This is a genomic window from Nocardioides coralli, assembly GCF_019880385.1.
Lineage (GTDB): Bacteria > Actinomycetota > Actinomycetes > Propionibacteriales > Nocardioidaceae > Nocardioides > Nocardioides coralli.
In genome coordinates this window covers 1,883,582-1,908,301 of record NZ_CP082273.1, presented here as the reverse complement: position 1 = coordinate 1,908,301, position 24,720 = coordinate 1,883,582, and the positions used below count along the sequence as shown (strand labels likewise).

Genomic DNA, 24,720 nt, shown 5'->3' with positions numbered 1-24,720 from the left:
GCGTCACCGGGTGTAGAAGGTCGGGGAGTCGAGGATCGTGGCGAGCAGCCGCGGCATGCCCCACCGGATCAGGGCATGGTCGCGGGTGATGCGCTCGCGCTTGCCGATCTCCGTGGCCTCGCAGCAGGCCTGCAGCAGCACGGGTGTGGCGGGTTGGTGGAGGATCGTCCGGGACAGGTGGTCGACGAGGCGGTCGAAGCGCATGGGGTAGCGCGGCACCCACGCGGCCGGCCTCCGGTAGCGCGCGTCCTCCTTGGGCCACCAGCCACCGCCCATGGCCCAGTGGACCTGCATCGAGGCCATCATCCGGGCGGGGGAGGACCACGCCTGGTTCGTCAGCGGCAGCCCGTCGGGACGGGGCCACGCCTGCGGGAAGGCACCGAGGCTGCCGGTCTGCCAGAGAATCGCGTGGGCAGCGCTCTTGTCGCCGGTGGGGCGCTTCACCTTGACACCCAGGGCACGGTAGGTCGCCACCACGTCCTCGCTCGGTGTCCTCACCTTGGACCCCTTCGAGCCCCGGAACTCCGGGGAGTCCACGAGGGCCCGCAGCACCGGACGGATCGCGGTGTCGTTGTCGAGGTAGACCCGGGCCAGCCGGTCGACGAGACCCGCTGGGGGGTCGTCACGGACGAACTTCACCGCCAGCCGGTGGGCGATGCGCTCCGCGGTCGCGGGGTGGTGGGCGAGGTAGGTCAGCAGCCGGCGCGTGACCGCACGGCCGTCCGGGCTGGCGTTGGGGTCGCTGAAGCCCAGGACGCGGACGGGCCCGGTGGCGTGAGCCGCCTGGTCGTAGAAGGGCTCCCAGGTCTTGAACTGGTCGACGCGCCACCCCGTGAGGATGCGCGCCGTGTTCTTCACGTCGTCCTCGGTGTGGTTCTTCCGGCCGACGGTGTGGAGCTCGAGCATCTCCCGGGCCAGGTTCTCGTTGGGGTGCTTGGCGGTCGACACGGCCTGGTCGAGGTACATGAGCATCGCCGGGTGCGTGATCGCCGCCTGCAGCAGGTCCTCGAACCGGCCCAGCGCGTGCGAGCGGATCGTGTCGCCGTAGTCCTTGCGGTGCACGAAGAACGGCTCGCCGTTGGCCGGGACGTTGAGGTGGTGCTCCCAGAACTCCGTCATCACCTCGTGCACCTGCCGCCGCGTCTTGATGCGGCGCAGCAACAGCCAGCGCTGGTAGTCGAACATCAGCGTCCAGCCGGGCTGGACCTCACTGACGTGGCGGTTCCACGCGTCGGCACCGGAGAAGGCCAGGCCGGGCCACCAGCCCGCGAGGTCCGCCACGCCCCGGTCACGGATCTTCTCGGGCTGCAGCTGCCACTCGAACCAGTCGGTGGCCCCACCGCGGGAGCGCACCTGCTTGGCCAGGCCCGGGGTGAGCCCGTAGGTGAACCGGCTCACGACGAGCCGGGAGTAGCCGCCGAGGACGCGTCGGCGCGCGCGCGAGGCCTGGGGAGCCACCGTCATGCCTATCTCCTGGTGGCCGCGTCCGGGGGGTGGTGACGCCGCCACCGGCAAGGTTAGGTCGCGGCAGCCCGGCGCGTGGGAGAACCGGCAAAGTCAGTACAGTGGCCTCCTCCGACCCCGATCGAAGGAACGACACAGCTTCATGGACGGCCCTCAAAGTAGCCGCTCACCCGAACCGTCCGCCCCGGAGCGCCTCCCGTGACCGAGCTGCTCCTCCTGGCGACGTCGCTGCTGCTGATCGTGGCCTGCGGGCTCTTCGTGGCGGCGGAGTTCGCCTTCGTCACGGTCGACCGGAGCCAGGTCGACCAGGCTGCCGCTGCCGGTGACCACCGCGCCCAGGGCGTGCAGAGCGCCCTGCGGTCGCTGTCAACGCAGCTCTCCGGGGCACAGGTCGGCATCACCGTGACCAACCTGGCGATCGGCTTCCTCGCCGAGCCCGCCGTCGCCCGGCTGATCGACGACCCGCTCGAGAGCGCCGGCCTGCCCCGCGGCGCGGTCACGCCGGTCGCCATCGGCATCGCGCTCACGCTGAGCACCGTGCTGACCATGTTGTTCGGCGAGCTGGTCCCCAAGAACTTCGCGATCGCCCGCCCGCTGGCCACCGCTCGGGCCACCCAGGGTTTCCAGCGCGGCTTCACCGCGGTCAACCGGGGGGCGATCCGCCTGCTCAACGGCTCCGCCAACGCGCTCGTACGCCGTCTCGGGGTCGAGCCGCAGGAGGAGCTCCGCTCGGCGCGGAGCTCGAGCGAGCTGGCCTCGCTCGTGCAGCGGTCGGCCGACCAGGGGACCCTCGACGCCCCCACCGCGGAGCTGATGGAGCGCTCGGTCGAGTTCGGCACCCGCACCGCCGGTGAGATCATGACCCCGCGGGTGCGCAACCTGACCCTGGAGGAGGGTGACCGGGCCTCTGCGGTGATCGAGCTGGCCCGCGAGAGCGGCCACTCCCGGTTCCCGGTGCTCGACAACGACGACCAGGTGGTCGGGACGGTCCACGTCAAGAACGCGGTGGCGCTGCCGGTCCCGGAGCGGGCCACCACCCGCGTGAAGCACATCATGGTCAAGCCGATCGTGGTGCCCGACACCATCCGGCTCGACCCGTTGCTCAACCTGCTGCGCGAGGACGGCTTCCAGATGGCCGTGGTCCTCGACGAGTACGGCGGCCACGCGGGCATCGTGACCCTCGAGGACGTCATCGAGGAGATCGTCGGCGACATCGCCGACGAGCACGACCGGCTGGGCGCGCGCGCCCGGCAGCGCCGGGACGGCAGCTGGCTGCTCTCCGGGCTGCTGCGGCCCGACGAGGTCGAGGACCTCACCGGGATCGAGCTCCCCGAGGACGAGAACTACGACACGGTGGCCGGCCTGGTGATGCAGACCCTGGGGCGGATCCCGTCGGCGGGCGACGTGGCCGAGGTGCCGGTCCCCGACCGCTCGGACCCGGAGGAGGTGCGTGAGCAGCTGGCCACGCTGACGGTGCTGCACATGGACGGCCTGCGCGTGGACCGGCTGGCCCTCCGGCTGCTGCAGGGGACCGCCGCGGGGGAGGAGACGCCATGAGCACCGGCACCGCCATCACCATCGCGATCGTGCTGCTGCTGGCCAACGCGTTCTTCGTCGGCGCCGAGTTCGCGCTCGTGTCGGCACGACGCAGCCAGATCGAGCCGCGGGCCCTCGAGGGGTCACGGATGGCGCGGACGACGCTGCGCGCGATGGAGAACGTCAGCCTCGTCATGGCCGGTGCCCAGCTCGGCATCACCGTGTGCTCCCTGGGCCTCGGTGCCGTCGGCGAGCCGGCCGTCGCCCACCTCATCGAACCGCTGCTGCACGACCTCGGGGTGTCCGACCAGCTGCTCCACCCGATCGCCTTCGCGATCGCGCTCTCCATCGTGGTCTACCTCCACGTCGTGCTCGGCGAGATGGTCCCCAAGAACATCGCCATCGCCGGCCCCGAGCAGTCCGCCCTCATCCTCGGTCCGCCGATGATGGGCGTGGTCACCGTGCTGAGCCCGGTGATCCGGGGACTCAACGCGATCGCCAACGCCACGCTGCGAGCGGTCAAGGTGGAGCCGAAGGACGAGGTGAGCTCCAGCTACACCCGTGAGGAGGTCGCGGCCCTGGTCGAGGAGTCCCGGGGCGAGGGCCTCCTCGAGCAGCAGGAGTACGACCGGCTCGCCGGTGCCCTCGGGTTCACCGAGAAGACGGTGGCGGAGGTCCTGATGCCCGCCGATGACCTCGCGACCGTCCGCCGGGGGTCGACCGTGGCCGACGTCGAGTCGCTGTGCGCGGCGACCGGCTACAGCCGGTTCCCGGTGGTGTCGGAGGACGACCAGCTCGTGGGCTACCTGCACATCAAGGACGTGCTCGAGACCGACGAGGCGCGCCGCGACCGGGTGGTCGACGACAAGTGGGTCCGCCCCTTCGCGCCGGTGCGCGAGGGCGACTGGCTCCACGACGCCCTCACCCAGCTGCGCCAGCGGGGTGCCCACATGGCCCTGGTCGTCCGTGACGACGGCGCGGTGCAGGGGGTCGCGACGCTCGAGGACGTCATCGAGGAGCTGGTGGGGGAGATCCGCGACGCGGCCCACCACGACGAGCCGGCGTGACCTCGCCGGTCGGCGCGCGTCGGGCGGATAGGGTGGCGACGCACCGGCACCCACGACACGCAGGAAGAACACCATTGGCGGACCACTCGACACGTGACGACCGCGTGTGGACCGTGCCGAACCTGCTCAGCGTGGCGCGCCTCGCGGGAGTGCCGGTCTTCCTGTGGCTGGTGCTCGGTCCGGAGGCCGACGCCTGGGCGCTGGGTCTGCTCATGGTCTCCGGCTTCACCGACTGGCTCGACGGTTACCTCGCCCGTCGACTCGACCAGTTCTCGCGGCTCGGGCAGGTGCTCGACCCGGTCGCGGACCGCCTCTACATCCTCGCGGTCGTGCTCGGCCTGGCGCTGCGCGACATCATCCCGTGGTGGGTGGCGGTGATCCTGCCGCTGCGCGACGCGCTGCTGTGGATCCTCGTGCCGATCCTGCGCACCCGGGGAGCCAGCGCGCTTCCCGTGCACTTCCTGGGCAAGGCCGCGACCTTCAACCTGCTCTACGCCTTCCCGCTGCTGCTGCTCGGCGACGGTGACGGCGTGATCCCTACCCTGGCCGACGTCTTCGGCTGGGCGTTCGCCGTGTGGGGGATCGGGCTCTACTGGTGGGCGGGCATCCTCTACGCCTACCAGGTGTTCCGCTACGTCCAGACGACGCCGAGACGCGTGGCAGCGCCCGATGGCTGAGACCCGCCAGCGCGAGCTGCCCGCCCACGTCACGACGCCCCTGCTGTCCCTGATCACCGAGCAGGCGCTCGAGGAGGACTACCGGGTCGCCGCCCAGCGGCGGGCCGCCGAGGGTGCCCCCGCCGAGCCGCCGCGGTCGCGGATGGTCGCGGGCGCCGCGGTCGTCGTCTTCGGCGTCCTGATCGGCCTCGCCGCCGTCCAGACGTCTCGCAGCGAGCAGATCACGGACGCGGGACGAGCGACGCTGATCGCGCGGATCGAGACCGAGCGGGGGGCGCTGGAGGACCTGCGGGCCAGGATCGCCGACCTCGGGCGCGAGAACCGCGCGTTGACCGAGGGTGTCACGGAGCTGACCGCCAGCCGGCAGCAGGCCGAGGCGCAGGTACGCCGGCTCGAGCTGAGCACCGGCTACCGCACCGCCAGCGGCGAGGGGGTGCGGGTCCAGGTGTCGGGCAACCCCAACGGCGACCCGGTCCAACAGGTCACCGACGCCGACCTCGCCAAGCTCGTCAACGGGTTGTGGGAGGCCGGGGCCGAGGCGATCGCGATCAACGACCAGCGGCTGAACCCGCTCGGGCCGATCCGCAACGTGGGCCGGGCGGTGCACGTCAACACCATGCCGCTCACCCCGCCCTACCTCGTGCGGGCGATCGGTGACAGCAGCAACCTGCAGGCCCGGCTCCTCGACACCAGCCACGGCGCGGAGTTCTTCTCCCTGGCGGAGCAGCTCGGTTTCGAGTACACCATGGACAATGTCGACGACATGACCCTGCCGGGTGCCCTGCAGCGCCGGCTCAGCTACGTCGAGGCCGGGACCGCGGACCAGCGCGGGCGGGCCGGCGTCGAGGAGGAGCAGCAGTGATCGCAGCCCTGGGACTGCTGCTCGGGATCGTGCTCGGGCTGATCTTCCAGCCCGACGTTCCCCTGGGCCTCGAGCCGTACCTGCCGATCGCCGTGGTGGCGGCCCTCGACGCCGTCTTCGGTGGCCTGCGCGCCTACCTCGACGGCATCTTCGACGACAAGGTCTTCGTCGTCTCGTTCCTCAGCAACGTCGTGATCGCCGCCGCGATCGTCTACCTCGGTGACCAGCTCGGGGTCGGTGGCCAGCTGTCGACCGGTGTCATCGTGGTCCTCGGCATCCGCATCTTCTCCAACGTCGCGGCCATCCGCCGTCACCTGTTCCATGCCTGAGCCGTCGACCGACACCGGTGACCAGCGGACGGGTGGCCGTCGCCGTCTGCTCGCCGCGCTGCGCCACCCCTCCCGCCAGCAGCTGGTGGTGGGGCTGCTGCTGGCCGTCGTCGGCTTCGCCGCGATCACCCAGATGCGGTCCTACCAGGTCGACGACACCTATGCCGGCTACCGCGAGCAGGCCCTGATCGACGTCCTCAACGGCCTGGCCGGCACCACGCAACGGGCCGAGGCCGAGCTTGCCCGGCTGGAGGAGACGCGCGCCGAGCTGCAGAGCGACACCAGCGCCGAGCAGGCGGCCATCGAGCAGGCACGGGCCGAGGCCGACGCGCTGGCCGTGCTGGCCGGGACGGTGCCGGTGACCGGGCCGGGGATCCGGGTCACGATCACCGAGGAGACCGGCCAGGTCGACATCGACTCGCTGCTCGACACCGTGCAGGAGATGCGCACCGCGTTCGCGGAGGCGATGCAGGTCAACGGGCAGGTGCGGGTGATCGCCTCCACGTCCTTCGAGGACGGCGTCGGCGGCATCTACGTCGACGGCACCCTGCTGGAGCCGCCCTACGTCATCGACGTGATCGGCGACCCCGCGACGCTCCACGGCGGCATGGTCTTCCCCGACGGACCGGTCGACCAGCTCGAGCGCGACGGGGCCTCGGTGCAGATCGAGGAGCTCCAGTCGCTCGACATCGAGTCCGTCGTCGAGCCGCAGCGCCTCGACTACACCCAACCCGGCTCGGGGTCCTGAGCCCCAGCCGCTAGCCTGCAGGCGTTGAGTCCCGCCCACGCCAGCGACGAGGAGAGCCCGTGTACCCCGAAGACCTGAAGTACACCGCCGAGCACGAGTGGGTCCGGGAGCCCGGCGAGAGCGACGGCTCCATCCGGGTGGGGATCACCCACTACGCCCAGGACGCGCTCGGCGACATCGTCTACGTCTCCCTCCCCGAGGTCGGCGAGTCGGTCGAGGCAGGTTCGCCGTGCGGTGAGCTGGAGTCGACGAAGTCGGTGAGCGACATCTTCGCTCCCGTGTCCGGTGAGGTGGTGGCGCGCAACGAGTCGCTGGACGCCACCCCCGAGCTGGTCAACAACGACCCGTACGGCGGTGGCTGGCTGTTCGAGCTGGTGCCGGCCGACAGCGGGTCGACCGACGGGCTGCTCGACGCGACCGCCTACCAGGGGACGCTCGACTCCTGACTCTTTCCCCCGTGCCGGCGCTGCCGGTGCTGATAGGTTCGGGACAACCATCAACCTCAGCCCCCTGGTGAGGGTTTGACGATCGTGGAGGACTTCCGATGCCGTACTGCACAGCCTGCGGCAAGCAGAACCCGGACGAGGCCAGGTTCTGCTCCCAGTGCGGGACCCGCCTGGTCACTGCCGACGCACCGGACTCGCCCGCCGAGGGCACCGCGACCATCACCTTCGGTGTCTCCCGGGAGAAGACCGACACCTCGGACCGCCAGCTGAGCCCGGTGGACGCGGCCGCGGTCGACGCGCTGCCGCCGGGGCACGCCCTGCTCGTGGTGCAGCGGGGTCCGGGTGCGGGCAGCCGGTTCCTCCTCGACGCCGACGAGATCAGCGCCGGCCGCCACCCCGACAGCGACATCTTCCTCGACGACGTGACGGTGTCCCGCCGGCACGCGGAGTTCCACCGTGAGGGGGAGTCGTTCACCGTGAGCGACACCGGCAGCCTCAACGGCACCTACGTCAACCGGGACCGCATCGACAAGGTGCAGCTCAACGACGGCGACGAGGTGCAGATCGGCAAGTACCGCTTGGTGTTCTTCTCGGGCCACTCGGGGCAGTGATGACCCAGCCTGCCACCGGGTCACCCGGGGCCAGGATGAACATCGGGGAGGTGCTCGACCGGCTCCGACCGGACTTCCCGGGTGTCACCATCCCCAAGATCCGGTTCCTCGAGGACAAGGGTCTGATCAAGCCGGAGCGGACGCCGGCCGGCTACCGCAAGTTCACCCACGCCGACGTGGAGCGGCTGCGCTACATCCTCACCATGCAGCGCGACCACTACCTGCCGCTCAAGGTCATCGGGGAGCACCTCGACGCCATCGACCGTGGCCTCGAGCCGCCGCCGATCGACTCGGTGGTGCCGACCGTCCCGCAGGTGGCGCTCGCTGCCGACGGGCTGCCCAGCGCCGGGTCGTTCGCGCGTCAAGACAACATCCGGCTCTCCCGCAAGGAGCTGGTCAAGATCGCCGAGATCGACGAGGGGCTGCTCGACCAGCTCGAGCAGTTCGGGCTCATCGTGCCCCGAGTCGGCACCGGCCACTACGACACCGATGCCCTCGTCATCGCGCGGACGGCCCGAGAGCTGTCCGAGTTCGGGTTCGAACCCCGGCACCTCCGGGCCTTCAAGACCGCGGCAGACCGGGAGGTGGGTCTGGTGGAGCAGGTCGTGGCGCCCCAGAAGCGGGGCCGCGACACGGCCGCCAAGGCCCGTGCGGAAGAGACCGTCAGCGAGATCGCCGCGCTCTCGGTGCGCCTCCACGCGACCCTGGTCAAGGCCGGCCTGCGCTCGGTCTGAGGGCCCGACCCGGGTGCACCAGCGGGGAGTAGGGTGAAGGCGTGCGCGAAGTGGATGTCATGGGTGTCCGGGTGGAGATGCCCTCCAACAGCCCGATCGTGCTGCTGCGCGAGGTGGCCGGTGACCGCTACCTGCCGATCTGGATCGGGGCGGTCGAGGCCACGGCCATCGCCTTCGCGCAGCAGGGCGTGGTGCCGCCCCGACCGCTGACCCACGACCTGCTGAAGGACCTGCTGGCGGCGACGGGCCACGAGCTCTCGGAGGTGCGGATCACCGACGTCCGCGACGGGGTCTACTTCGCCACGCTCGTGCTGTCCTCTGGGGCCGAGGTCAGCGCCCGGCCCTCGGACTCCATCGCGCTGGCGCTGCGCACGGGGTCCCGGATCGTGTGCAGCGAGGACGTGCTCGACGAGGTGGGGCTGGCGGTCCCGGCCGAGCAGGAGGACGAGGTCGAACGGTTCCGCGAGTTCCTCGACCAGGTCTCACCCGACGACTTCGAGTCGCCGGAGCCTCCCTCATCCTCAAGCTGAGGTTGAGGGTTGCGACACGCCGCCGTCCTGATTGACCACCCCCGGCGCGCGGCCTACCGTGAACTGTCTCTGTTGTAACTCCACCGTTGTGGTCACCACCTCGTGATCCGCGGTCCGGTCTTCCCCGGGAGTTACGCCCAACGGAGTAGCAGCAGGAGGAACGAGTGGCCGGTAACGAGTTCGAGCCGGACGGCGCCGAGCGGGCAGCCCACGACGACACCGCGCTGGCCGCCGAGGCGGCCGAGGAGCAGGGGCTGCTCTTCACCGACGACGTCTCGCCGCTGCCCAGCGACACCGGCTACCGCGGCCCCACCGCCTGCAACGCCGCAGGCATCACCTACCGCCAGCTGGACTACTGGGCCCGCACCGGCCTGGTCGAGCCGAGCGTCCGCGGGGCCAAGGGCTCCGGGTCCCAGCGGCTCTACTCCTTCCGCGACATCCTCATCCTCAAGGTCATCAAGCGACTGCTCGACGCAGGCATCTCCCTGCAGCAGATCCGTACCGCCGTGCAGCACCTGCGCGAGCGCGGCACCGACGACCTGACCCGCGTGACGCTGATGAGCGACGGCATCTCGGTCTACGAGTGCACCAGCAATGACGAGGTCATCGACCTGCTCCAGGGTGGGCAGGGCGTCTTCGGCATCGCCATCGGCGGCGTGTGGCGCGAGATCGAGGGCACCCTCGCCGAGCTGCCGAGCGAGCGCACGGCCGAGGACGACGCCCCGGTCGAGGGCGACGAGCTCGCTGCCCGTCGGGCCGCCCGCCAGACCGGCTGAGCCACCGCGGCTCCCCACCTGCGACCGGCGAGGAACCGAGGACCTCGCGGTCGCGGTGGTAGGTTGGCACCGCTGACGAACCCGCGCGGGAGAGTCTCCGCGTCGCGCCTGTGGGCCGGCGTACGGAGCGCCGAAGGGGCAACTCCTCCCCGGAACCTCTCAGGCGCCAGGACTGCGCGGGCCAGGCAACTCTGGAGCCCGCCGTACGGGCGACAGAGGGGGAGGCCGATCGATCGAGACGACTGCAGCCGATCCGAGGAGCCACCCGTGTCCGACCACCCCAGCCTGAGGGCGCTCGACGCCGCGTCGCCCTTCCTCGACCGCCACCTCGGTCCACGGCCCGACGACATCGAGCGGATGCTCCAGACGCTCGGGTACGCCTCGCTCGACGCCCTCATGGAAGCAGCCGTGCCCGGCGCCATCCGCAGCGCCGAGGACCTCGCGCTGCCCGACGCCGCCGACGAGTCGACCGTGGCGCGTGAGCTGCGCGCCCTCGCTGCCCAGAACCGCCCCGCGGAGTCGATGATCGGCCTGGGCTACCACCCGACGATCACGCCGCCCGTCATCCGGCGCAACGTGCTGGAGGACCCCAGCTGGTACACCGCCTACACGCCCTACCAGCCCGAGATCTCCCAGGGCAGGCTCGAGGCACTGCTGAACTTCCAGACGGTCGTGGGCGACCTGACCGGCCTGCCGACCGCCAACGCGTCGCTGCTCGACGAGGGCACGGCCGCGGCCGAGGCGATGACGCTCGTGCGTCGCGCCAAGCGGTCGGCGAGCGGCCCGTTCGTGCTGGACGCGGACGCGCTGCCGCAGACCATCGACGTGGTCCGGACCCGCGCCGAGGCGATGGGCATCGAGGTCGTCGTCGCCGATCTCGACGGGGGACTGCCCGACGGCGACCTGTGTGGCGTGCTGGTCCAGTACCCCGGCGCCGAGGGCAGGGTCCGCGACCCGCGGCCGCTGATCGAGGCCGCCCACGACCGGGGTGCGCTCGCCGTGGTCGCCGCCGACCTGCTGGCCCTCACCCTGCTCGAGGCGCCCGGCGAGCTGGGTGCCGACGTGGTCGTCGGGTCCTCGCAGCGCTTCGGGGTGCCCCTGTTCTACGGCGGCCCGCACGCCGGCTACATGGCGGTCGGCCCCGGCCTCGAGCGACACCTGCCCGGGCGCCTGGTGGGCGTCTCGGTCGACGCCGAGGGACGCCCTGCCTACCGGCTGGCCCTCCAGACCCGCGAGCAGCACATCCGCCGCGACAAGGCGACCTCCAACATCTGCACCGCCCAGGTGCTGCTGGCCGTCGTCGCCTCCATGTACGCCGTCTACCACGGCCCCGAGGGGCTGCGGGCGATCGCCACCCGGGCCCACCGCTACGCCGCCGTCCTCGCCGCCGCCCTGCGCCAGGCCGGTCACGTCGTCGAGACCGACGAGTTCTTCGACACCATCGTGGTCCGCGCGGAGGGCCGCGCCGCCGAGGTGGTGGCCGCTGCCCGCGAGGACGGCATCCACCTGCGCCTCGTCGACGACGACCGGATCGGCATCTCGACCTCGGAGAGCACGACCCTCGCGACCCTGCAGTCGGTGCTGGGGGCCTTCGGGGAGGAGGAGGCGACCGACCTGGAGGCGCTCGACCAGGCCACCGGCGACGCGATCCCGGAGGCCCTGCGGCGCACCACCCCCTACCTCACCCACGAGGTCTTCTCGACCCACCACAGCGAGACGGCCATGCTGCGCTACCTGCGACGGCTCTCCGACCGTGACTACGCCCTCGACCGCGGCATGATCCCGCTCGGCTCCTGCACGATGAAGCTCAACGCGACCACCGAGATGGAGCCCGTCTCCCTGCCGGGGTTCGCCGACCTGCACCCGTTCGCGCCCGCCGACGACGCGATCGGCTACCGCGAGCTGGTGGCGCAGCTCGAGGACTGGCTCGCGACGGTCACCGGCTACGACCGGGTGTCGATCCAGCCCAACGCCGGCTCCCAGGGCGAGCTGGCCGGGCTGCTGGCCATCCGCGGCTACCACCGGGCGCGCGGCGACGAGCAGCGCGACGTCTGCCTGATCCCGTCCTCGGCCCACGGCACCAACGCCGCCTCCGCGGTCATGGCCGGGATGCGGGTCGTGGTGGTGAAGGCGGCCGACGACGGGTCGGTGGACCTCGACGACCTCCAGGCGAAGTGCGAGGAGCACGCCGCCGACCTCGCCGCCATCATGGTGACCTACCCCTCCACGCACGGGGCCTACGAGGACGGAATCACCCGCCTCTGCGAGGTCGTCCACGAGCACGGCGGGCAGGTCTACGTCGACGGCGCCAACCTCAACGCACTGCTCGGTCACGCGCGACCGGGCGAGTTCGGCGGCGACGTCTCCCACCTCAACCTGCACAAGACCTTCTGCATCCCGCACGGCGGCGGCGGGCCCGGGGTCGGGCCGGTGGCCGTGCGCCAGCACCTGGCGCCGTACCTGCCCTCGCACCCGATGCACCCCGAGCACCCCAAGCGCGAGGGCATCGGCGCCATCAGCGCGGCGCCGTACGGGTCCGCCGGCGTCCTGCCGATCTCGTGGGCCTACGTCAGGCTGATGGGCGCGGCCGGGCTGGCCACGGCGACCTCGGTCGCCGTGCTGGCGGCCAACTACGTCGCGGCACGGCTCGACGAGCACTTCCCGGTGCTCTACCGCGGACACAACGGGCTGGTTGCCCACGAGTGCATCCTCGACCTCCGTGGCCTCACCAAGGACACGGGTGTCACCGTCGACGACGTCGCCAAGCGGCTCATCGACTACGGCTTCCACGCGCCGACCATGTCCTTCCCGGTGGCCGGCACCCTCATGGTCGAACCGACCGAGTCCGAGGACCTCGCCGAGCTCGACCGGTTCGTGGCGGCGATGATCGCGATCCGTGGCGAGATTGACCGGGTCGCCGCGGGGGAGTGGAGCGCCGAGGAGTCCCCGCTGCGCCACGCGCCCCACACCGGGCGGGCGCTCGTCGGTGACTGGGACCGCGACTACCCCCGCGAGCTGGGGGCCTACCCGGCGGGCATCGACGCGGACAAGTACTGGCCACCCGTCGCGCGGGTCGACCAGGCCTACGGCGACCGCAACCTGGTCTGCGCCTGCCCGCCGCCGGAGGCGTTCGCGTAGGTTCGCCCCGTGACGGAGCGGCGACAGGACTGCCTCGACCTCGCCCAGGCGAACGGGCGCCTGACGTCGGTCGTCGGGGCGGTCTTCGACCGGTACGGCGTCGTCTGGGCGGGCGCGTCGGGCGACTGCCCCGGCATCGACGGCCAGTACCGCATCGGCTCCATCACCAAGACGCTCACGGCGGTCCTCGTGATGCAGGAGCGGGACGCCGGCCGCCTGGACCTCGACGACCCGCTGGGACGCCACCTGGGTGACGTCGGGTACGCCGATGCCCGGATCCGCGACCTGCTCAGCCACACCTCCGGCATGCAGAGCGAGCCAGCGGGTCCGTGGTGGGAGCGGTCCCGCGGCGTGGACATCGCCGCTCTGCTCGCGGCCAACGACGGAAGCGGTCGGGTTGCTGCGCCGGGGGAGTACTACCACTACTCCAACCTCGGCTACGGCCTGCTGGGCGAGGTGGTGGCCCGGCTGGCCGGCCAGCCCTGGCGCCAGGTGGTGGCCGAGCGGCTGCTGGGCCCGCTGGGCATGACCCGCACGTCCTACCTGCCCCGGCCCGGGGCGCAGCCGGGGTGGAGCGTCGACCACTTCACCGGCATCCGGGCGCTCGAGCCGCTGACGAGCACCGGTGCGATGGCGCCGGCCGGGCAGCTGTGGTCCACCGTCGCGGACCTGGTGACGTGGGGGCAGTTCCTGTCTGGCGCACGGCCCGACGTGCTCGCTCCCGCGTCGCTCACCGAGATGTCGCGCCCGGTCGAGGAGTCCTACGGCCTGGGTCTGCGTCTCTCGGCCAACGCCGGGGGAGTGCTCATCGGCCACGGCGGCTCGATGCCGGGCTTCATGGCCGCCCTCTACGTCGACCCCGGCTCCGGCATCGGGGGTGTGGTCCTGAGCAACGCCACGACGGGCATCGATCCCGAACGTCTGGTCATGGACCTGATCGACGGTGACTTCGTCGACGACCTTCCCGCCCCCTGGCGGCCGACGAGCTCCCTGCCTGCCGAGGTCGCCGGCCTCCCGGGCCTGTGGTTCTGGGGGAACTCCGCCCTGGAGCTGCGCTGGCACAACGAGGGCCTGGACCTGCGCAGCCTGGCGGTGCCCGACCGGGCAGGGGAGCGCTTCGAGCTGCACGACGGCCGGCTGCGGGGCGTGTCCGGTTACCACCGCGGCGAGACGCTGCACGTGCACCGGCGGGCAGACGGCACCGTCAGGCACCTCGAGTGCGCCACCTTCGTCTACACGCGGACTCCCTACGACGCCGAGGCGCCCATCCCTGGCGGCGCACCCCGACGGCCCGGCCCGGGTTGATCCGGCCTGCGTTGATCCGGCCCGGGGTGGTCCGGCCGTGCTGGCAGGCGGTCACCCTGGCCGGTGGGGTTCACCGCGCCTGCGACACCGAGCTCATGTTGAAGTCGGGGATCCGCAGCGCGGGCGTGGCGGTCCGGGAGAAGTAGTCGTCGCCCCACTCCCGGCTGAAGCTCGGCACCGTGGCCGAAGCGTGCGTAAACCGGTTGAGCAGCTCCAGGGGACTCTCGTTCCACCGGAAGTTGTTGACGGCCCCGGTGATCTCCCCGCCCTCGACCAGGTAGACCCCGTCGCGGGTGAGGCCCGTGAGCAGCAGGCTCTGGGGGTCCACCTCGCGGATGTACCACAGACACGTGATCAGCAGCCCGCGCTCGATGCCACGCACCATCGTGTCGATGTCACCGGTCCCGCCCTCCACCGACAGCACCAGGTTGTCGACGTAGGGCGTCACCGGCTGCTCGGTGAGCCCCGCGGAGTGACGGGTCTGCAGGAGCGCACGCAGCTCGCCGTCGGCGATCCAGTCGGTGCGTCCCAGCGGCAGGCCGTTGTCGAAGACCGACTGCTCGTTGTCGGAGGTGGCCGCGGTGACGAAGGGTGCGCACTCGAGGTGGGGCTCGTGCGGGTCGGAGTAGAGGGTCACGCCGGGTCGGGCGATCCGCTCGCCGATGCGGGTGCCGCCGCCCCGGCGGCTGTAGGCCGACTGGCCCTCGTGGGCGGTCCGCGCGCCGGCGTACCAGTAGGCGTCGATCATCAGGTCGGCCACGGCCGTCGGCGGCAGGACGGTGTCGTAGCGTCCGGCCGGCAGGTCGACCTGGCGCTCCGCCCAGGCCAGCCGCTGGGCGAGCTCGGCCTCCAGGGCGAGCGCGTCGACGTCGGAGAAGTCGCGGGTCGCCCCGCCGACCCAGGCACTCCGGGTGAGGCTGCGGTCCTTGCCGGTGCACCCGACGTGCCCGGTCGGCTGCACGTGCCGCAGCCGGAGACCCGTCGTGGACCCGAGGTAGGTGGTGGTGTGCGCGTGACTGACGAACCCGTAGAGCGTGCGACCGGCGGCCCCGGCGGTCCCGAAGGCCTCACCGAGGGCGGGAGCGAACCGGTCGAACACCGTGATGTCCGTCGGCACCGGTGGCTGTTCCCAGTCCGGCGACTCCTGACCGGCGACCAGTGGCTGCGCGTCCTCCGCGGGGCTGGCGGCCCGGGCAGCTGCGTCCGCCGCGGCGACGAGACCGGCCACCTGCGCCTGGGTCGTCGCGCTGCCGCTCACCGAGCCCGAGGCCATCCCTCCGGGGTGCTCGACAACGCTCACCACCGTCACGTCCACCCCGTGCGTGACGCCGTTGGTGGTGAGGGTGTTGTTGGCCCAGCGCAGGTTGGCAGCGGTCGTGTCACGGACGATCACGACGCAGTGGTTGGCCGTCGTGGTCGCCAGCGCCTGCTCGACGAGGGACTGCGGAGTCCACGTGGTGGTCGTCATCGGGCGCCTCCCTCGTCGTTGGTGTTGAGGATGCGGACGTCGCGGAACAGTGACACCGGGCAACCGTGGCTGACCGCAGCGACCTGGCCGGGCTGGGCCTTGCCGCAGTTGAACGCACCGCCCAGGACCCACGTCGCGGGCCCACCGACCGCGGCGAGCGAGCCCCAGAACTCCGTCGTGGTCGCCTGGTAGGCGACGTCGCGGACCTGCCCGCCCAGCCGCCCGTCGCGGATCTCGAAGAAGCGCTGTCCGGTGAACTGGAAGTTGAACCGTTGCATGTCGATCGACCAGGACTTGTCGCCCACGACGTAGAGACCGTTCTCGACCTGACCGACGAGGTCCTCGAGGCCGATGTCCTCCGCGGCGGGTTGCAGTGACACGTTGGCCATCCGCTGGATGGGGATGTGGCCCGGTGAGTCGGCGTAGGCGCAACCGTTGGAACGTCCGCCGTTGAGCTCGGGCTTCATCCGGGCCATCGGGCGGTCGAGCTGGTAGCCGACCAGGACCCCGTCACGCACGATGTCCCACTCCTGGGTGGCGACCCCCTCGTCGTCGTACCCGATGGTGGCGAGCCCGTGCTCGGTGGTGCGGTCGCCGGTCACCTGCATCAGGGGCGAGCCGTACTGCAGGGACCCGAGCTGGTCGTAGGTGGCGAACGAGGTGCCGGCGTAGTTCGCCTCGTAGCCGAGGGCCCGGTCGAGCTCGGTGGCGTGGCCGATCGACTCGTGGATCGTGAGCCACAGGTTGGACGGGTCGATGACGAGGTCGTAGGTGCCCGGGGTGACCGTGGGCGCGACGAGCTTCTCGGCCAGCAGCTCCGGCACCTCGGCGAGCTCGGCGTCCCAGTCGTACCCCGACCCCGTGAGGTACTCCCAGCCGCGTCCCACGGGGGGAGCCAGGGTGGCCATGGAGTCGAAGACGCCGGTGGCCTCGTCGGTGCCCATCGCCTCGAAGTGGGGTTGCAGCCGGACCCGTTGCTGGGTGGTCCGGGTCCCGGCGAGGTCGGCGTAGTACTTGTTCTCCTGCACCTGCTGCAGGGACGCGGTCGCGTGCTGGACGGCCGCGTGCCGGCGCAGCCGGTCAGTCCACCCGATGAGGAGGTCCGCCTTCTCAGCGGTCGGTACCTCGAGGGGGTTCTGCTCGTACGCCGACACCCAGGTGACGTCGGCATGGACCGGTTCGTCGGCGATCTCGACGGGCGTGCTGGTCATGTCCGCGGCGACGACCGCCACGGCGACAGCGCGCTCCGCGACGGCGGCCGCCTCCTGCGGGGTCAGGACCACGCCGGCGGCGAAGCCCCAGGCGCCACGGTGGATCACGCGGACGGCGAACCCGAGGTCCTCGCTGTCGGCAGCTCCCTGCAGCACGCCGTCCCGGACCCCGAGGTGCTGGTAGCGCACCCGTTCGAACCGGAAGTCCGCGTGGTCGGCCCCGAGCTCGCTGGCGCGCTGGAGGGCGACGTCGCCGAGGGCGCGGTAGGGGAGGTCCAGGAACGTCGGGTCGAGCGTCGGGGTCACGACGAGAACCTAGCCCACGCCCCCGGGGTGGAGCGTCGAGCCCGTCCGCGTCTTGCGCACGTGCAGCTGGGCCGGGATCCGGTCGCGCAGCTCGGCGACGTGGCTGACCACCCCGACCACCCGTCCGCCGTCGCGCAGACCGTCGAGCATGTCGATCACGTGATCGAGGGTCTCGGCGTCGAGGGTGCCGAACCCCTCGTCGACGAAGAGGGTGTCGAGCTCGACGCCGCCCGCTTCGTGGGTGATCACGTCGGCCAGCCCGAGCGCCAGGGCGAGCGAGACCACGAAGGTCTCGCCACCGGAGAGGGTCGCCGGGTCACGCGACTCACCCGTCCAGTCGTCGCGGACCCGCAGGCTGAGCCCGCCGCGGGTCTCGCCGGCACCACGGTCGCTGCTGTGCTCGAGTCGGTAGCGGGCGTCGGTCATGCCCACCAGGCGTTCGTTGGCCGCGGCGACCACCTGCCGGAGCCGGTAGGCGAGCACGTAGCCGGACAACCGCATCCGGAGCCGGTTGTCCGCGTCGCTGCCGTCGACCAGGGTCGCCATCCGGTCCACGAGCGCGAGCTGGTCCCGGGCCGGCCCCCAGGCCGCGGCGGCAGCCGAGAGGTCGCCACCCAGGCTCGCGAGGCGGGCGGTGCGCTCCTCCGCCCGGCTGGCCGCCGCGCGGGCAGCGGAGAGGCGTTCAGCCGCGGTGTGACGACTCTGCTCGTGGGCGACGAGGTCGACCTCGGGAACGGCCTCGGAGGCCAGCAGGTCGGGATCGCCGAGCACCTCGAGGACCGCCGCCAGCCGGACCTCGTGGCGGCGCACGGCGTCGTCGAGCGCGGTGATCTCCTCGTCGGGCAGCTCGGCCGCCCCGATCTCCTCGAGCGAGCCGAAGCCGGCCTCCGCCGCGCAGTCCTCCGCGCGGCGGCGGGCCTCCGCTGCCGCCGTGGCTGCGCGGTCACGTTCGTCGGTGGCGAGGACTGCCTCGCGACAGGCGTCCTCCACCGCGATGAGCTGCTCGACCAGCTGGGGGAGCGTCTCTGCGCCGGTGTCGGCGAGCAATGCCTCGAGCTGGGCGGCGATCGACCGGGCGCGATCGAGCCGCTCGGCCAGCGCCGCGTCGGTGGCTGCCCGCCGGGCGACGAGGTCGGAACGTCGTGTGGTGGCCTGCTCGTGGGCGGCCTCGGCCTCCTGCAGCCCGGCGGCGGCCTGCTCGAGGCGGCAGGCCTCCTGCTCTAGCCGGCGTGCGGACTCGGCGGCGCGGGTCGCCTCGGCCTCGAGCTCGGCCAGGTCGCGTCCTCCGGTCTGCTCCCGGGCCAGCGCGATGGCCGTGTCGAGGTCACGGACCGCCCCGTGACGTGCGTGACGCTCGGCCTCCGCGTCGTCGACGGCACGGCGGGCCTCTCGCTCTGCCTGGGCGTCGGGCGCGTCGGGGGCGGCCTCGGCCGGCCGTGGGTGGTCGGCGGACCCGCACACCGGGCAGCAGGCGCCCACGGCCAGGCCGCCGGCGATCTCCGCCGCCATGCCGGTGAGCCTGCGCTCCTGGATCCCGAGCCAGTGCTCGCGGAGGTCCTGGGCGGCGTCGACCGCCTCGCGCCACCGCTGCTCGGCGTCGGTGCGCCGGGCGGTGAGCTCGTCGGCGCGACGGGCGGCCTCCACCAGGGTGGCCGCCCTCTCCGCGGCCTGCCGGGCACCGGGGAGTCGGTCACCAGCGGCCCGCGCCCGCTCGTGGTCGGCCTGCAGGATCCTCAGCTGGTCGGGCAGGGTGGCCAGCTCGTCCTCGACGGCGGCGACGTCTGCGGAGAGCAGGTCGCGATCGGCGCGGTCGACGGCCGTCGCGGCCTCCAGCCGGGCGTGCTCGTCGGCCAGCGGCAGCTGGGCCCGCGCCTGGGCGACGCGGTCTGAGACCTGCCGGTGGAGGGCGGGGAGCTCGCTGTCAGCGAGCGTGTCGCGGGCGAGGAGGGTCGCGGCGCGCTCCATCGCCGTCACAGCCCGCTGATGCGTCATCGCATGCTCCCGGGCGGTCCGGGCCTGCTCGGCACGGGTCGGCCGCAGCGTGGCGGCGCGACGCGCCACCGCGAGCCGGTGGGAGCGCTCCTGGTGGGTCACCTCCTGCTCCGTCAGCTCGCGGTGCTCGTGTCGGGCACGCGCGAGCCGCTGCTGCCGGTCGTGGTGGCTCCGGGCCCTCTCGAGCTCGACGTGAGCCTCCCGGTCGGCCTCCTCGGCGGCCACGGTCTCCAGGAGCGCGTCGGCATGGGCCTGAGCGGCCCGGGCGAGCACGTCGGTCGCCCACGCCAGCAGCTCCTCGGCGACCGGTGACAGGTCGTGGGGGTCCCAGGCGGCGGGGAGCGGTTCGCCGGCTGCCTCGCTGAGCCGGCCGGCGAGGCCGGCGACGCGGTCGTGGTGGGTTCGGGCATCGCGGCGCAGCGTGCGGCGCCGGTCGCGCAGCCATGCCTCGACGGCCACGAACCGCGAGGTCCTGAACAGCTGGTGGAGCAGGTCGTGCCGCTCGCGGGAGTCGGCGCGGAGGAACGCCTGGAACCGCCCCTGGGGCAGCAGCTGGACCTGGCAGAACTGCGTGAGGTTCATCCCCAGCAGGCCGGTGACGAGGTGCCCGGCCTCGTCGAGCCTGGTCGCGAGCGGCTGCCACGTCCCGTCGACCCGCTCGGTCACGAGGACCCGGGCCTGCTCCTGGGTGGTGCCGGTGCCGCGCCGCTTGGGTCGCACCCAGGCCGGCGAGCGGACGATCCGCAGCCGCCGTGCGGCCACGGTCAGCTCCAGGGTCACCTCGGGTGCGACGCCGGGTGCGGCGTGGTCGGACCGGAGCCGCTTGGCGGTCTGTCGGTCGCCCGGCACGGCGCCGTAGAGAGCGAAGCAGATGGCATCGAGCACGCTGGTCTTGCCGGCACCAGTGGCGCCGGTCAGCAGGAAGAGCCCGGCGTCGGAGAGCTGGTCGAGCTCGACGGCGACACGGTCGGCGAACGGGCCGAAGGCCGTCGCCTCCAGCCGGTGGATCCTCACGACGCCCTGACCGGCGCCACCACGTCGGCATCCGGATCATCGGGACACGCGTCGCAGGCGTCGCGCAGCAACGCAGCCTCGGGGACGGTGGCGGGCCGACCGCGGACCTCCGCCACGAAGTCGAGCGCGATCTCGTGGTCGCTGCGCCCCTGGGTCCGTGCGACCGCGGCCTCCTCGGCCGGCGGGGCGGTCGGCTCGAAGGCGAGGGAGAGTGCATGGGGGAAGCGACGCCGCAGCCGCTCCATGGCCCGATCCGGCCGGAGGTCGTCGGTCAGGGTCGCGTGCACCCACGACCGCTCGTGCTGCGTCAGTCGCGGATCGGCGAGGAGGTCCTCGAGGCCACCCCGCAGGACCGCGAGCGGCCGCGGCACCGGGGCGTCGACGAACTCGGCTCTGCCGAACCCGTCAGGCGCGAGGTCGACCAGCCACGACCCCTTGTGGTGCCCGGCCTCGGAGAACGAGTAGGCGAGCGGGGAGCCGCTGTAGCGGACCGTGTCGGTGAGCACGTGCCGACCGTGGAGGTGGCCGAGCGCGGCGTAGTCGACGCCGTCGAACACGGAGACGGGAACCATCGAGACGCCGCCGACGCTGATGTCGCGCTCGGAGTCGCTGGGCCGGCAACCGGCGACGAAGGCGTGTGCCAGCACCACGGACCGGGTGTGTCGGGCGCGTCGGCCGAGGTCGTCCCGCACCCGGCGCATGGCTTCGGTCAGAGCCGCCTCGTGGGAGGGCACGGACAGCTGCCACGGCTCGCGCAGGAGCCGGGGGTCGAGGTAGGGGAGGCCGTAGACGGCCACGGGACCGTGTCGGTCCTCGAGGACGACGGGATCACCGACGGCGCCGGTGTCGGTGCGCACGTGGATCCCGGCGGCGTCCATCAGCCGGCTGCCGAAGCCGAGCCGCTGGGCGCTGTCGTGGTTGCCGCTGGTCACCACCACGCGGGCGCGGCTCGCTGCCAGCCGGGCGAACGCCTCGTCGGCGAGCCGGACGGCGTCGACCTGGGGGAGCGCCCGGTCGTAGACGTCGCCCGAGACGACGACCAGGTCGACCCGCTCGCGGTCGACCACCTCGAGCAGGTGGTCGACGTAGCTCGCCTGGGCGCTGATCAGTCCTTCACGGTGGAAGGACCGGCCCAGGTGCCAGTCGGAGGTGTGGAGCAGGCGCACGCCCCGACGGTAGGTGGGACCGCCGACAGGCCGGCGGTCCCACGCCGCCAGGAGCGGGAGTCAGCCCTGCTGGCCGAGCGCGAACTCGACCCGACCCTCCTCGTCGACGCGCGCGTCGAGCACCTTGTCGTCGAGCAGCAGGACGGCGTTCTCGTCGAGGTAGACGGTGGCCCCTTCCTGCTCCACGACCTGGTCGCCGGGCTCGGCGGCGCTGGCGGGGGCGACCTCGAGGGACGGTTCTTCGGCGGGTCCGCCGGTGATGCGGAGGCCCGATGCCTCGGGGACCTGGTCGGCGATCCCCTTGACCACGGCGGTGGCGTTCTCGGTGAGGGTGAGCATGTCGCTCGCTTCCGATCTGGAGTACAGGACCCTGTCCACCGTGCCCCATGGGTCCGGCGCACACAAGTCGGGTCAGGCGTAGCGGACGGTGCGGTCGTCGCGGGTGAAGCCGTAGAGGGCCATCCCGGCCTGCTGGGCGAGCGTGACCGCCAGGGCGGAGGGTGCCCCGACCGCCACGAGGGCACCGGTGCCGACGGCCACGGCCTTCTGCACGAGCTCGAAGCCCGCCCGACCGCTGACGACCAGCAGGGCGGCGGCGGGATCCTCGCCGGCCAGCACCCGGGCGCCGGTGACCTTGTCGACGGCGTTGTGGCGCCCGACGTCCTCACGCACCGCGAGCAGCGTGCCGTCGGCGTCGGCGAGCCCGGCGGCGTGCACGCCTCCCGTGATGTCGAAGACCGGTTGCTCATCACGGAGCCGGGCGGGCATCGCGCGCACCACCTCCGCCGGGGCCACCGGCCCGGCCCAGGCGGGTGCGAGCGGCGTGGCGAGCGCGGCCTCGATGCTGTCCTTGCCGCAGACCCCGCACGCCGAGGAGCCGCTGCTCTGGGCGCCGAGTCTCGTCGTGGGGTCGACCGTGGGCGGCGTGGCCAGGGTCACGGTGACGACGTTGAGCTCCTGCTGGGGCGTCAGCTCCACGTCGGTGCAGTAGGCGACGGTCCGGAGGGCGTGGGGCGGCGCGATGCCCTCGTGGACGACCCAGCCGGCGGCGAGCTCGAAGTCATGACCGGGCGTCCGCATCGTCACCCAGACCCGCTGCGCGGCCCGGCCCGGCCAGCCCAGACGCACCTCCAGGGGTTCCTCGGCGGCGACGCGGTCCTCGCGCGGGCGCTCGGTGCCGGGAACCAGCTCACGCGTCCGCACCCGGAGGGTGGGGCCGGGGCGGTGGGTCTGCGTCACGGCCCCAGCCTAGGTCGCCGCCGCTGGTGATCGCCTCCGCCGGGCGGTCGTGGGTGGTGCGCGAGATCACGTGGTCGGCGATGCGGAGGCGGCCCCCGGTCCGACCTAGGATGTAAGGGTCGCGCAAGCGCACTTATCTATTACTTCGATCGGCCGCTGGATCGGCCGGAAAGGGACGAGCGCCACCATGACCTCGCAGTACCTGTCCTTCGGGATCGTCGACGCGCGGACGCACTCGTACGAGGAGCTCGCGATGCTGCGGACGGTGGAGCTCGCCCGGTCGGAGACATCGCGACGTCGGTGGCGGACCCTGCGCCTGCGCACGCGCTGACGGGGGAGGGTCGGGGCGGTCTGGCAGGGTTGCGCCATGACCTCCTCCGACACCTTCCGCTCCGTCGAGCTGACCAAGATCGGTGCCGAGCGCTTCAAGGCGACGAACGCCCGCGGCGGTGAGACCTACTTCGGCAACGGGGGAGAGGACCCCGACTTCACGCCTGTCGAGATGCTGCTGGCGGCGATCGCGGGCTGCAGCGCTCTCGACGTGGATGCGATCACGGGCAAGCGTGAGCTCGCCGACGGCTTCCGGGTCGCCGCGAGCGGGCACAAGGTGCGTGATGAGCACGGGAACCACCTCGTCGACATCACCCTGACCTTCGAGGTCAGCTTCCCCGAGGGGGAGGGGGGCGACGCCGCCCGGGAGATGCTGCCGAAGGCCGTCGACATGAGTCGCGACCGCCTCTGTGCGGTCAGTCGCACGGTGCAGCTGGGCGAGCCGGTGGACTACCGGCTCGCCTGAACCGCCTCAGCCGACGGCCGCGGCCTCGATCGTGACCTCGGTGCTCGGCGGTCCGTCCGGGGCGCCACTCTCGGTGCCGTCCGCGGCCACCTCCTGGACGACCTCCAGGGACTCCCCGGAGACGCTGCCGAAGACGGTGTAGGCCGGAGGCAGCTGGGTGTCCTCGTAGACGATGAAGAACTGCGAGCCGTTGGTGTCGGGACCCGCGTTGGCCATGGCGAGCGTGCCCGCGCCGTACGACGCGTCCTCGGCGACCTCGTCACCGAACGAGTAGCCGGGGCCGCCGGTCCCGGTGGCCGTCGGGTCGCCGCACTGCAGCACGAAGATGCCCTGCGTCGTGAGCCGGTGGCACTGGGTGTCGTCGTAGTAGCCCTGCTCGACGAGGGAGACGAACGAGTTGACCGTGCAGGGGGCCCCGGCGGCGTCCAGGGTCACCGACACGTCGCCCACGGAGGTGCTGAGGGTCACCGGCACCTCGCCCTCGGCCTGGGCCTCGGTCGGCGGCTGCTCGACGTCGCGGGCGGCGCTGCCCGTGTCCGTGTAGGAGCACTGCGTCGTCTCGCCGGTGAAGGACTCCTGGGGTGCGTCCTCAGCTGCAGGGTCGGCGGCGGTGTCGTCCCCGCTGTCGGAGCACGCGGCGAGGGCCAGGGCGAGCAGGAGGGTGGCCGGCAGGGCCAGCAGGCGGGTCGGCATGGGGCGATCGTAGGAGAGCGGCGTCCGCGCCGGCGCCGCGGGTGGTCTGGTGGACGGGTGGTCGGGTGGACGGGGCCCGGGCACGGGTAGGTTGGCCGGAATGACTCACACCAGCCGACAGCGCCACCGTTCCGGCTCCTGCGACGTGGTCGTGGAGATCCCGCGGGGCAGCCGCAACAAGTACGAAGCGAGCGACGACGGCACGATCTGGTTCGACCGGCGGCTGGGCGGGCCGGCCGGGTTCCCGGGGGACTACGGTTATGTCATCGGCGCCGACGGCGAGGACGGCGACGCGCTGGACGCCCTGGTGCTGATCGACGAACCGACCTTTCCGGGTGTCCACATGCCGTGCCGGGTCATCGGGGGCTACCGGCTGCAGGTCGGCGAGATCGTCGAGACCAAGCTCGTCGCCGTGCCGGAGCGTGACCACCACGGCGACCACCTGCGTGATCTCGCCGACCTGCCACCGGCGTTCGTCGAAGAGCTCGACGCGTTCTTCACCGCCTACCGGATGCTCGAGGGGCCGACGGTGGAGGTGCTGGAGCACCTGGACCGCGACGGAGCGGTCGAGGCCCTGCTGGCCGGGGGATGAGAGCACCCGACGTCAACCCT

Annotated in this window: 24 protein-coding genes and 1 riboswitch; of the genes, 16 read left to right on the top strand and 8 right to left on the bottom strand. The window is 72.4% G+C overall.

Annotated features, from left to right (window positions below):
* Nucleotides 1-3: 3 nt before the first annotated feature.
* On the bottom strand, nt 4-1,464 hold the full coding sequence (locus K6T13_RS09340; protein ID WP_222894325.1) for a DUF1800 domain-containing protein: 1,461 nt from the start codon (nt 1,462-1,464) through the stop codon (nt 4-6).
* A 198-nt stretch (nt 1,465-1,662) separates the two neighbouring features.
* Here K6T13_RS09340 and K6T13_RS09335 point away from each other — a divergent pair, with 198 nt between their 5' ends.
* From K6T13_RS09335 to K6T13_RS09275, 13 genes are all read left to right on the top strand, one after another.
* The gene (locus K6T13_RS09335; RefSeq protein ID WP_222894324.1) at nt 1,663-3,021 is read left to right on the top strand and encodes a hemolysin family protein; all 1,359 of its coding nucleotides are present in this window, start codon (nt 1,663-1,665) and stop codon (nt 3,019-3,021) included.
* Complete coding sequence (locus K6T13_RS09330) at nt 3,018-4,067, top strand: hemolysin family protein (protein WP_222894323.1); 1,050 nt, start codon at nt 3,018-3,020, stop codon at nt 4,065-4,067. The genes K6T13_RS09335 and K6T13_RS09330 overlap by 4 nt, the downstream gene beginning before the upstream one ends.
* 74 nt (nt 4,068-4,141) lie before the next feature.
* The gene (gene clsA, locus K6T13_RS09325; protein ID WP_222894322.1) at nt 4,142-4,744 is read left to right on the top strand and encodes a cardiolipin synthase ClsA; all 603 of its coding nucleotides are present in this window, start codon (nt 4,142-4,144) and stop codon (nt 4,742-4,744) included.
* Nucleotides 4,737-5,606 (top strand): DUF881 domain-containing protein, encoded by an 870-nt coding sequence (locus K6T13_RS09320; protein ID WP_222894321.1) that lies wholly within the window; start codon nt 4,737-4,739, stop codon nt 5,604-5,606. Before clsA ends, K6T13_RS09320 begins: the two co-directional genes overlap by 8 nt.
* Nucleotides 5,603-5,935: a small basic family protein gene (locus tag K6T13_RS09315; protein ID WP_222894320.1), complete on the top strand. Its 333-nt coding sequence runs from the start codon at nt 5,603-5,605 to the stop codon at nt 5,933-5,935. The genes K6T13_RS09320 and K6T13_RS09315 overlap by 4 nt, the downstream gene beginning before the upstream one ends.
* The gene (locus K6T13_RS09310) at nt 5,928-6,683 is read left to right on the top strand and encodes a DUF881 domain-containing protein (protein WP_222894319.1); all 756 of its coding nucleotides are present in this window, start codon (nt 5,928-5,930) and stop codon (nt 6,681-6,683) included. The genes K6T13_RS09315 and K6T13_RS09310 overlap by 8 nt, the downstream gene beginning before the upstream one ends.
* Before the next feature lie 59 nt (nt 6,684-6,742).
* Nucleotides 6,743-7,129 carry a glycine cleavage system protein GcvH gene (gcvH, locus tag K6T13_RS09305; RefSeq protein WP_222894318.1) on the top strand — a complete coding sequence of 129 codons (387 nt, stop codon included), beginning with the start codon at nt 6,743-6,745 and terminating at the stop codon, nt 7,127-7,129.
* 98 nt (nt 7,130-7,227) lie between these two features.
* Complete coding sequence (locus tag K6T13_RS09300) at nt 7,228-7,740, top strand: zinc-ribbon and FHA domain-containing protein (protein ID WP_222894317.1); 513 nt, start codon at nt 7,228-7,230, stop codon at nt 7,738-7,740.
* The gene (ftsR, locus tag K6T13_RS09295) at nt 7,740-8,474 is read left to right on the top strand and encodes a transcriptional regulator FtsR (protein ID WP_222894316.1); all 735 of its coding nucleotides are present in this window, start codon (nt 7,740-7,742) and stop codon (nt 8,472-8,474) included. Before K6T13_RS09300 ends, ftsR begins: the two co-directional genes overlap by 1 nt.
* Before the next feature lie 41 nt (nt 8,475-8,515).
* Nucleotides 8,516-9,004 (top strand): bifunctional nuclease family protein, encoded by a 489-nt coding sequence (locus K6T13_RS09290; protein WP_222894315.1) that lies wholly within the window; start codon nt 8,516-8,518, stop codon nt 9,002-9,004.
* Between the two features lie 164 nt (nt 9,005-9,168).
* Nucleotides 9,169-9,780 (top strand): MerR family transcriptional regulator, encoded by a 612-nt coding sequence (locus K6T13_RS09285; protein WP_430227059.1) that lies wholly within the window; start codon nt 9,169-9,171, stop codon nt 9,778-9,780.
* 76 nt (nt 9,781-9,856) lie between these two features.
* A riboswitch (glycine riboswitch) is annotated at nt 9,857-9,965 on the top strand.
* Between the two features lie 82 nt (nt 9,966-10,047).
* Nucleotides 10,048-12,918, top strand: a complete 2,871-nt coding sequence (gene gcvP, locus K6T13_RS09280; RefSeq protein WP_222894314.1) for an aminomethyl-transferring glycine dehydrogenase — start codon at nt 10,048-10,050, stop codon at nt 12,916-12,918.
* A 9-nt stretch (nt 12,919-12,927) separates the two neighbouring features.
* On the top strand, nt 12,928-14,223 hold the full coding sequence (locus K6T13_RS09275) for a serine hydrolase domain-containing protein (protein ID WP_222894313.1): 1,296 nt from the start codon (nt 12,928-12,930) through the stop codon (nt 14,221-14,223).
* Nucleotides 14,224-14,293: 70 nt separating this feature from the next.
* Here the strand turns inward: K6T13_RS09275 and K6T13_RS09270 are convergent, their stop codons facing one another.
* The 6 genes from K6T13_RS09270 to K6T13_RS09245 form a co-directional block, all read right to left on the bottom strand.
* The gene (locus K6T13_RS09270; RefSeq protein WP_222894312.1) at nt 14,294-15,691 is read right to left on the bottom strand and encodes a metallopeptidase TldD-related protein; all 1,398 of its coding nucleotides are present in this window, start codon (nt 15,689-15,691) and stop codon (nt 14,294-14,296) included.
* Entirely contained in the window at nt 15,688-17,208 is a 1,521-nt protein-coding gene (locus K6T13_RS09265) for a TldD/PmbA family protein (protein WP_222894311.1), read from the bottom strand. Before K6T13_RS09265 ends, K6T13_RS09270 begins: the two co-directional genes overlap by 4 nt.
* 9 nt (nt 17,209-17,217) lie before the next feature.
* Nucleotides 17,218-20,214, bottom strand: coding sequence for an AAA family ATPase (locus K6T13_RS09260; protein WP_222894310.1), 2,997 nt, complete (start codon nt 20,212-20,214; stop codon nt 17,218-17,220).
* Nucleotides 20,211-21,380: an exonuclease SbcCD subunit D gene (locus K6T13_RS09255; RefSeq protein ID WP_222894309.1), complete on the bottom strand. Its 1,170-nt coding sequence runs from the start codon at nt 21,378-21,380 to the stop codon at nt 20,211-20,213. The genes K6T13_RS09260 and K6T13_RS09255 overlap by 4 nt, the downstream gene beginning before the upstream one ends.
* A 60-nt stretch (nt 21,381-21,440) precedes the next feature.
* Nucleotides 21,441-21,719: a Fe-S cluster assembly protein HesB gene (locus K6T13_RS09250; protein ID WP_222894308.1), complete on the bottom strand. Its 279-nt coding sequence runs from the start codon at nt 21,717-21,719 to the stop codon at nt 21,441-21,443.
* Nucleotides 21,720-21,791: 72 nt separating this feature from the next.
* Complete coding sequence (locus tag K6T13_RS09245) at nt 21,792-22,619, bottom strand: formate dehydrogenase accessory sulfurtransferase FdhD (RefSeq protein ID WP_222894307.1); 828 nt, start codon at nt 22,617-22,619, stop codon at nt 21,792-21,794.
* Between the two features lie 187 nt (nt 22,620-22,806).
* On the opposite strand from K6T13_RS09245, the gene K6T13_RS09240 reads away from it, so the two are divergent.
* The gene (locus tag K6T13_RS09240; RefSeq protein ID WP_222894306.1) at nt 22,807-22,950 is read left to right on the top strand and encodes a hypothetical protein; all 144 of its coding nucleotides are present in this window, start codon (nt 22,807-22,809) and stop codon (nt 22,948-22,950) included.
* Nucleotides 22,951-22,986: 36 nt separating this feature from the next.
* Nucleotides 22,987-23,415 carry an OsmC family protein gene (locus K6T13_RS09235; protein WP_222894305.1) on the top strand — a complete coding sequence of 143 codons (429 nt, stop codon included), beginning with the start codon at nt 22,987-22,989 and terminating at the stop codon, nt 23,413-23,415.
* Between the two features lie 6 nt (nt 23,416-23,421).
* Here K6T13_RS09235 and K6T13_RS09230 read toward each other — a convergent pair whose 3' ends face one another.
* A complete protein-coding gene (locus K6T13_RS09230) occupies nt 23,422-24,108 on the bottom strand; it encodes a peptidylprolyl isomerase (protein ID WP_222894304.1) in 687 nt (228 codons plus the stop codon).
* Between the two features lie 100 nt (nt 24,109-24,208).
* Here K6T13_RS09230 and K6T13_RS09225 point away from each other — a divergent pair, with 100 nt between their 5' ends.
* The gene (locus K6T13_RS09225) at nt 24,209-24,700 is read left to right on the top strand and encodes an inorganic diphosphatase (protein WP_222894303.1); all 492 of its coding nucleotides are present in this window, start codon (nt 24,209-24,211) and stop codon (nt 24,698-24,700) included.
* Nucleotides 24,701-24,720: the final 20 nt, after the last annotated feature.

Excerpts from the sequence above, each read along its gene's own strand:
- K6T13_RS09340 (WP_222894325.1), bottom strand. The coding sequence starts at position 1,464 with ATGACGGTGGCTCCCCAGGCCTCGCGCGCGCGCCGACGCGTCCTCGGC.
- K6T13_RS09330 (WP_222894323.1), top strand. The coding sequence starts at position 3,018 with ATGAGCACCGGCACCGCCATCACCATCGCGATCGTGCTGCTGCTGGCC.
- K6T13_RS09320 (WP_222894321.1), top strand. The coding sequence starts at position 4,737 with ATGGCTGAGACCCGCCAGCGCGAGCTGCCCGCCCACGTCACGACGCCC.
- K6T13_RS09310 (WP_222894319.1), top strand. The coding sequence starts at position 5,928 with ATGCCTGAGCCGTCGACCGACACCGGTGACCAGCGGACGGGTGGCCGT.
- K6T13_RS09300 (WP_222894317.1), top strand. The coding sequence starts at position 7,228 with ATGCCGTACTGCACAGCCTGCGGCAAGCAGAACCCGGACGAGGCCAGG.
- ftsR (WP_222894316.1), top strand. The coding sequence starts at position 7,740 with ATGACCCAGCCTGCCACCGGGTCACCCGGGGCCAGGATGAACATCGGG.
- K6T13_RS09270 (WP_222894312.1), bottom strand. The coding sequence starts at position 15,691 with ATGACGACCACCACGTGGACTCCGCAGTCCCTCGTCGAGCAGGCGCTG.
- K6T13_RS09250 (WP_222894308.1), bottom strand. The coding sequence starts at position 21,719 with ATGCTCACCCTCACCGAGAACGCCACCGCCGTGGTCAAGGGGATCGCC.
- K6T13_RS09240 (WP_222894306.1), top strand. The coding sequence starts at position 22,807 with ATGACCTCGCAGTACCTGTCCTTCGGGATCGTCGACGCGCGGACGCAC.
- K6T13_RS09235 (WP_222894305.1), top strand. The coding sequence starts at position 22,987 with ATGACCTCCTCCGACACCTTCCGCTCCGTCGAGCTGACCAAGATCGGT.
- K6T13_RS09230 (WP_222894304.1), bottom strand. The coding sequence starts at position 24,108 with ATGCCGACCCGCCTGCTGGCCCTGCCGGCCACCCTCCTGCTCGCCCTG.
- K6T13_RS09225 (WP_222894303.1), top strand. The coding sequence starts at position 24,209 with ATGACTCACACCAGCCGACAGCGCCACCGTTCCGGCTCCTGCGACGTG.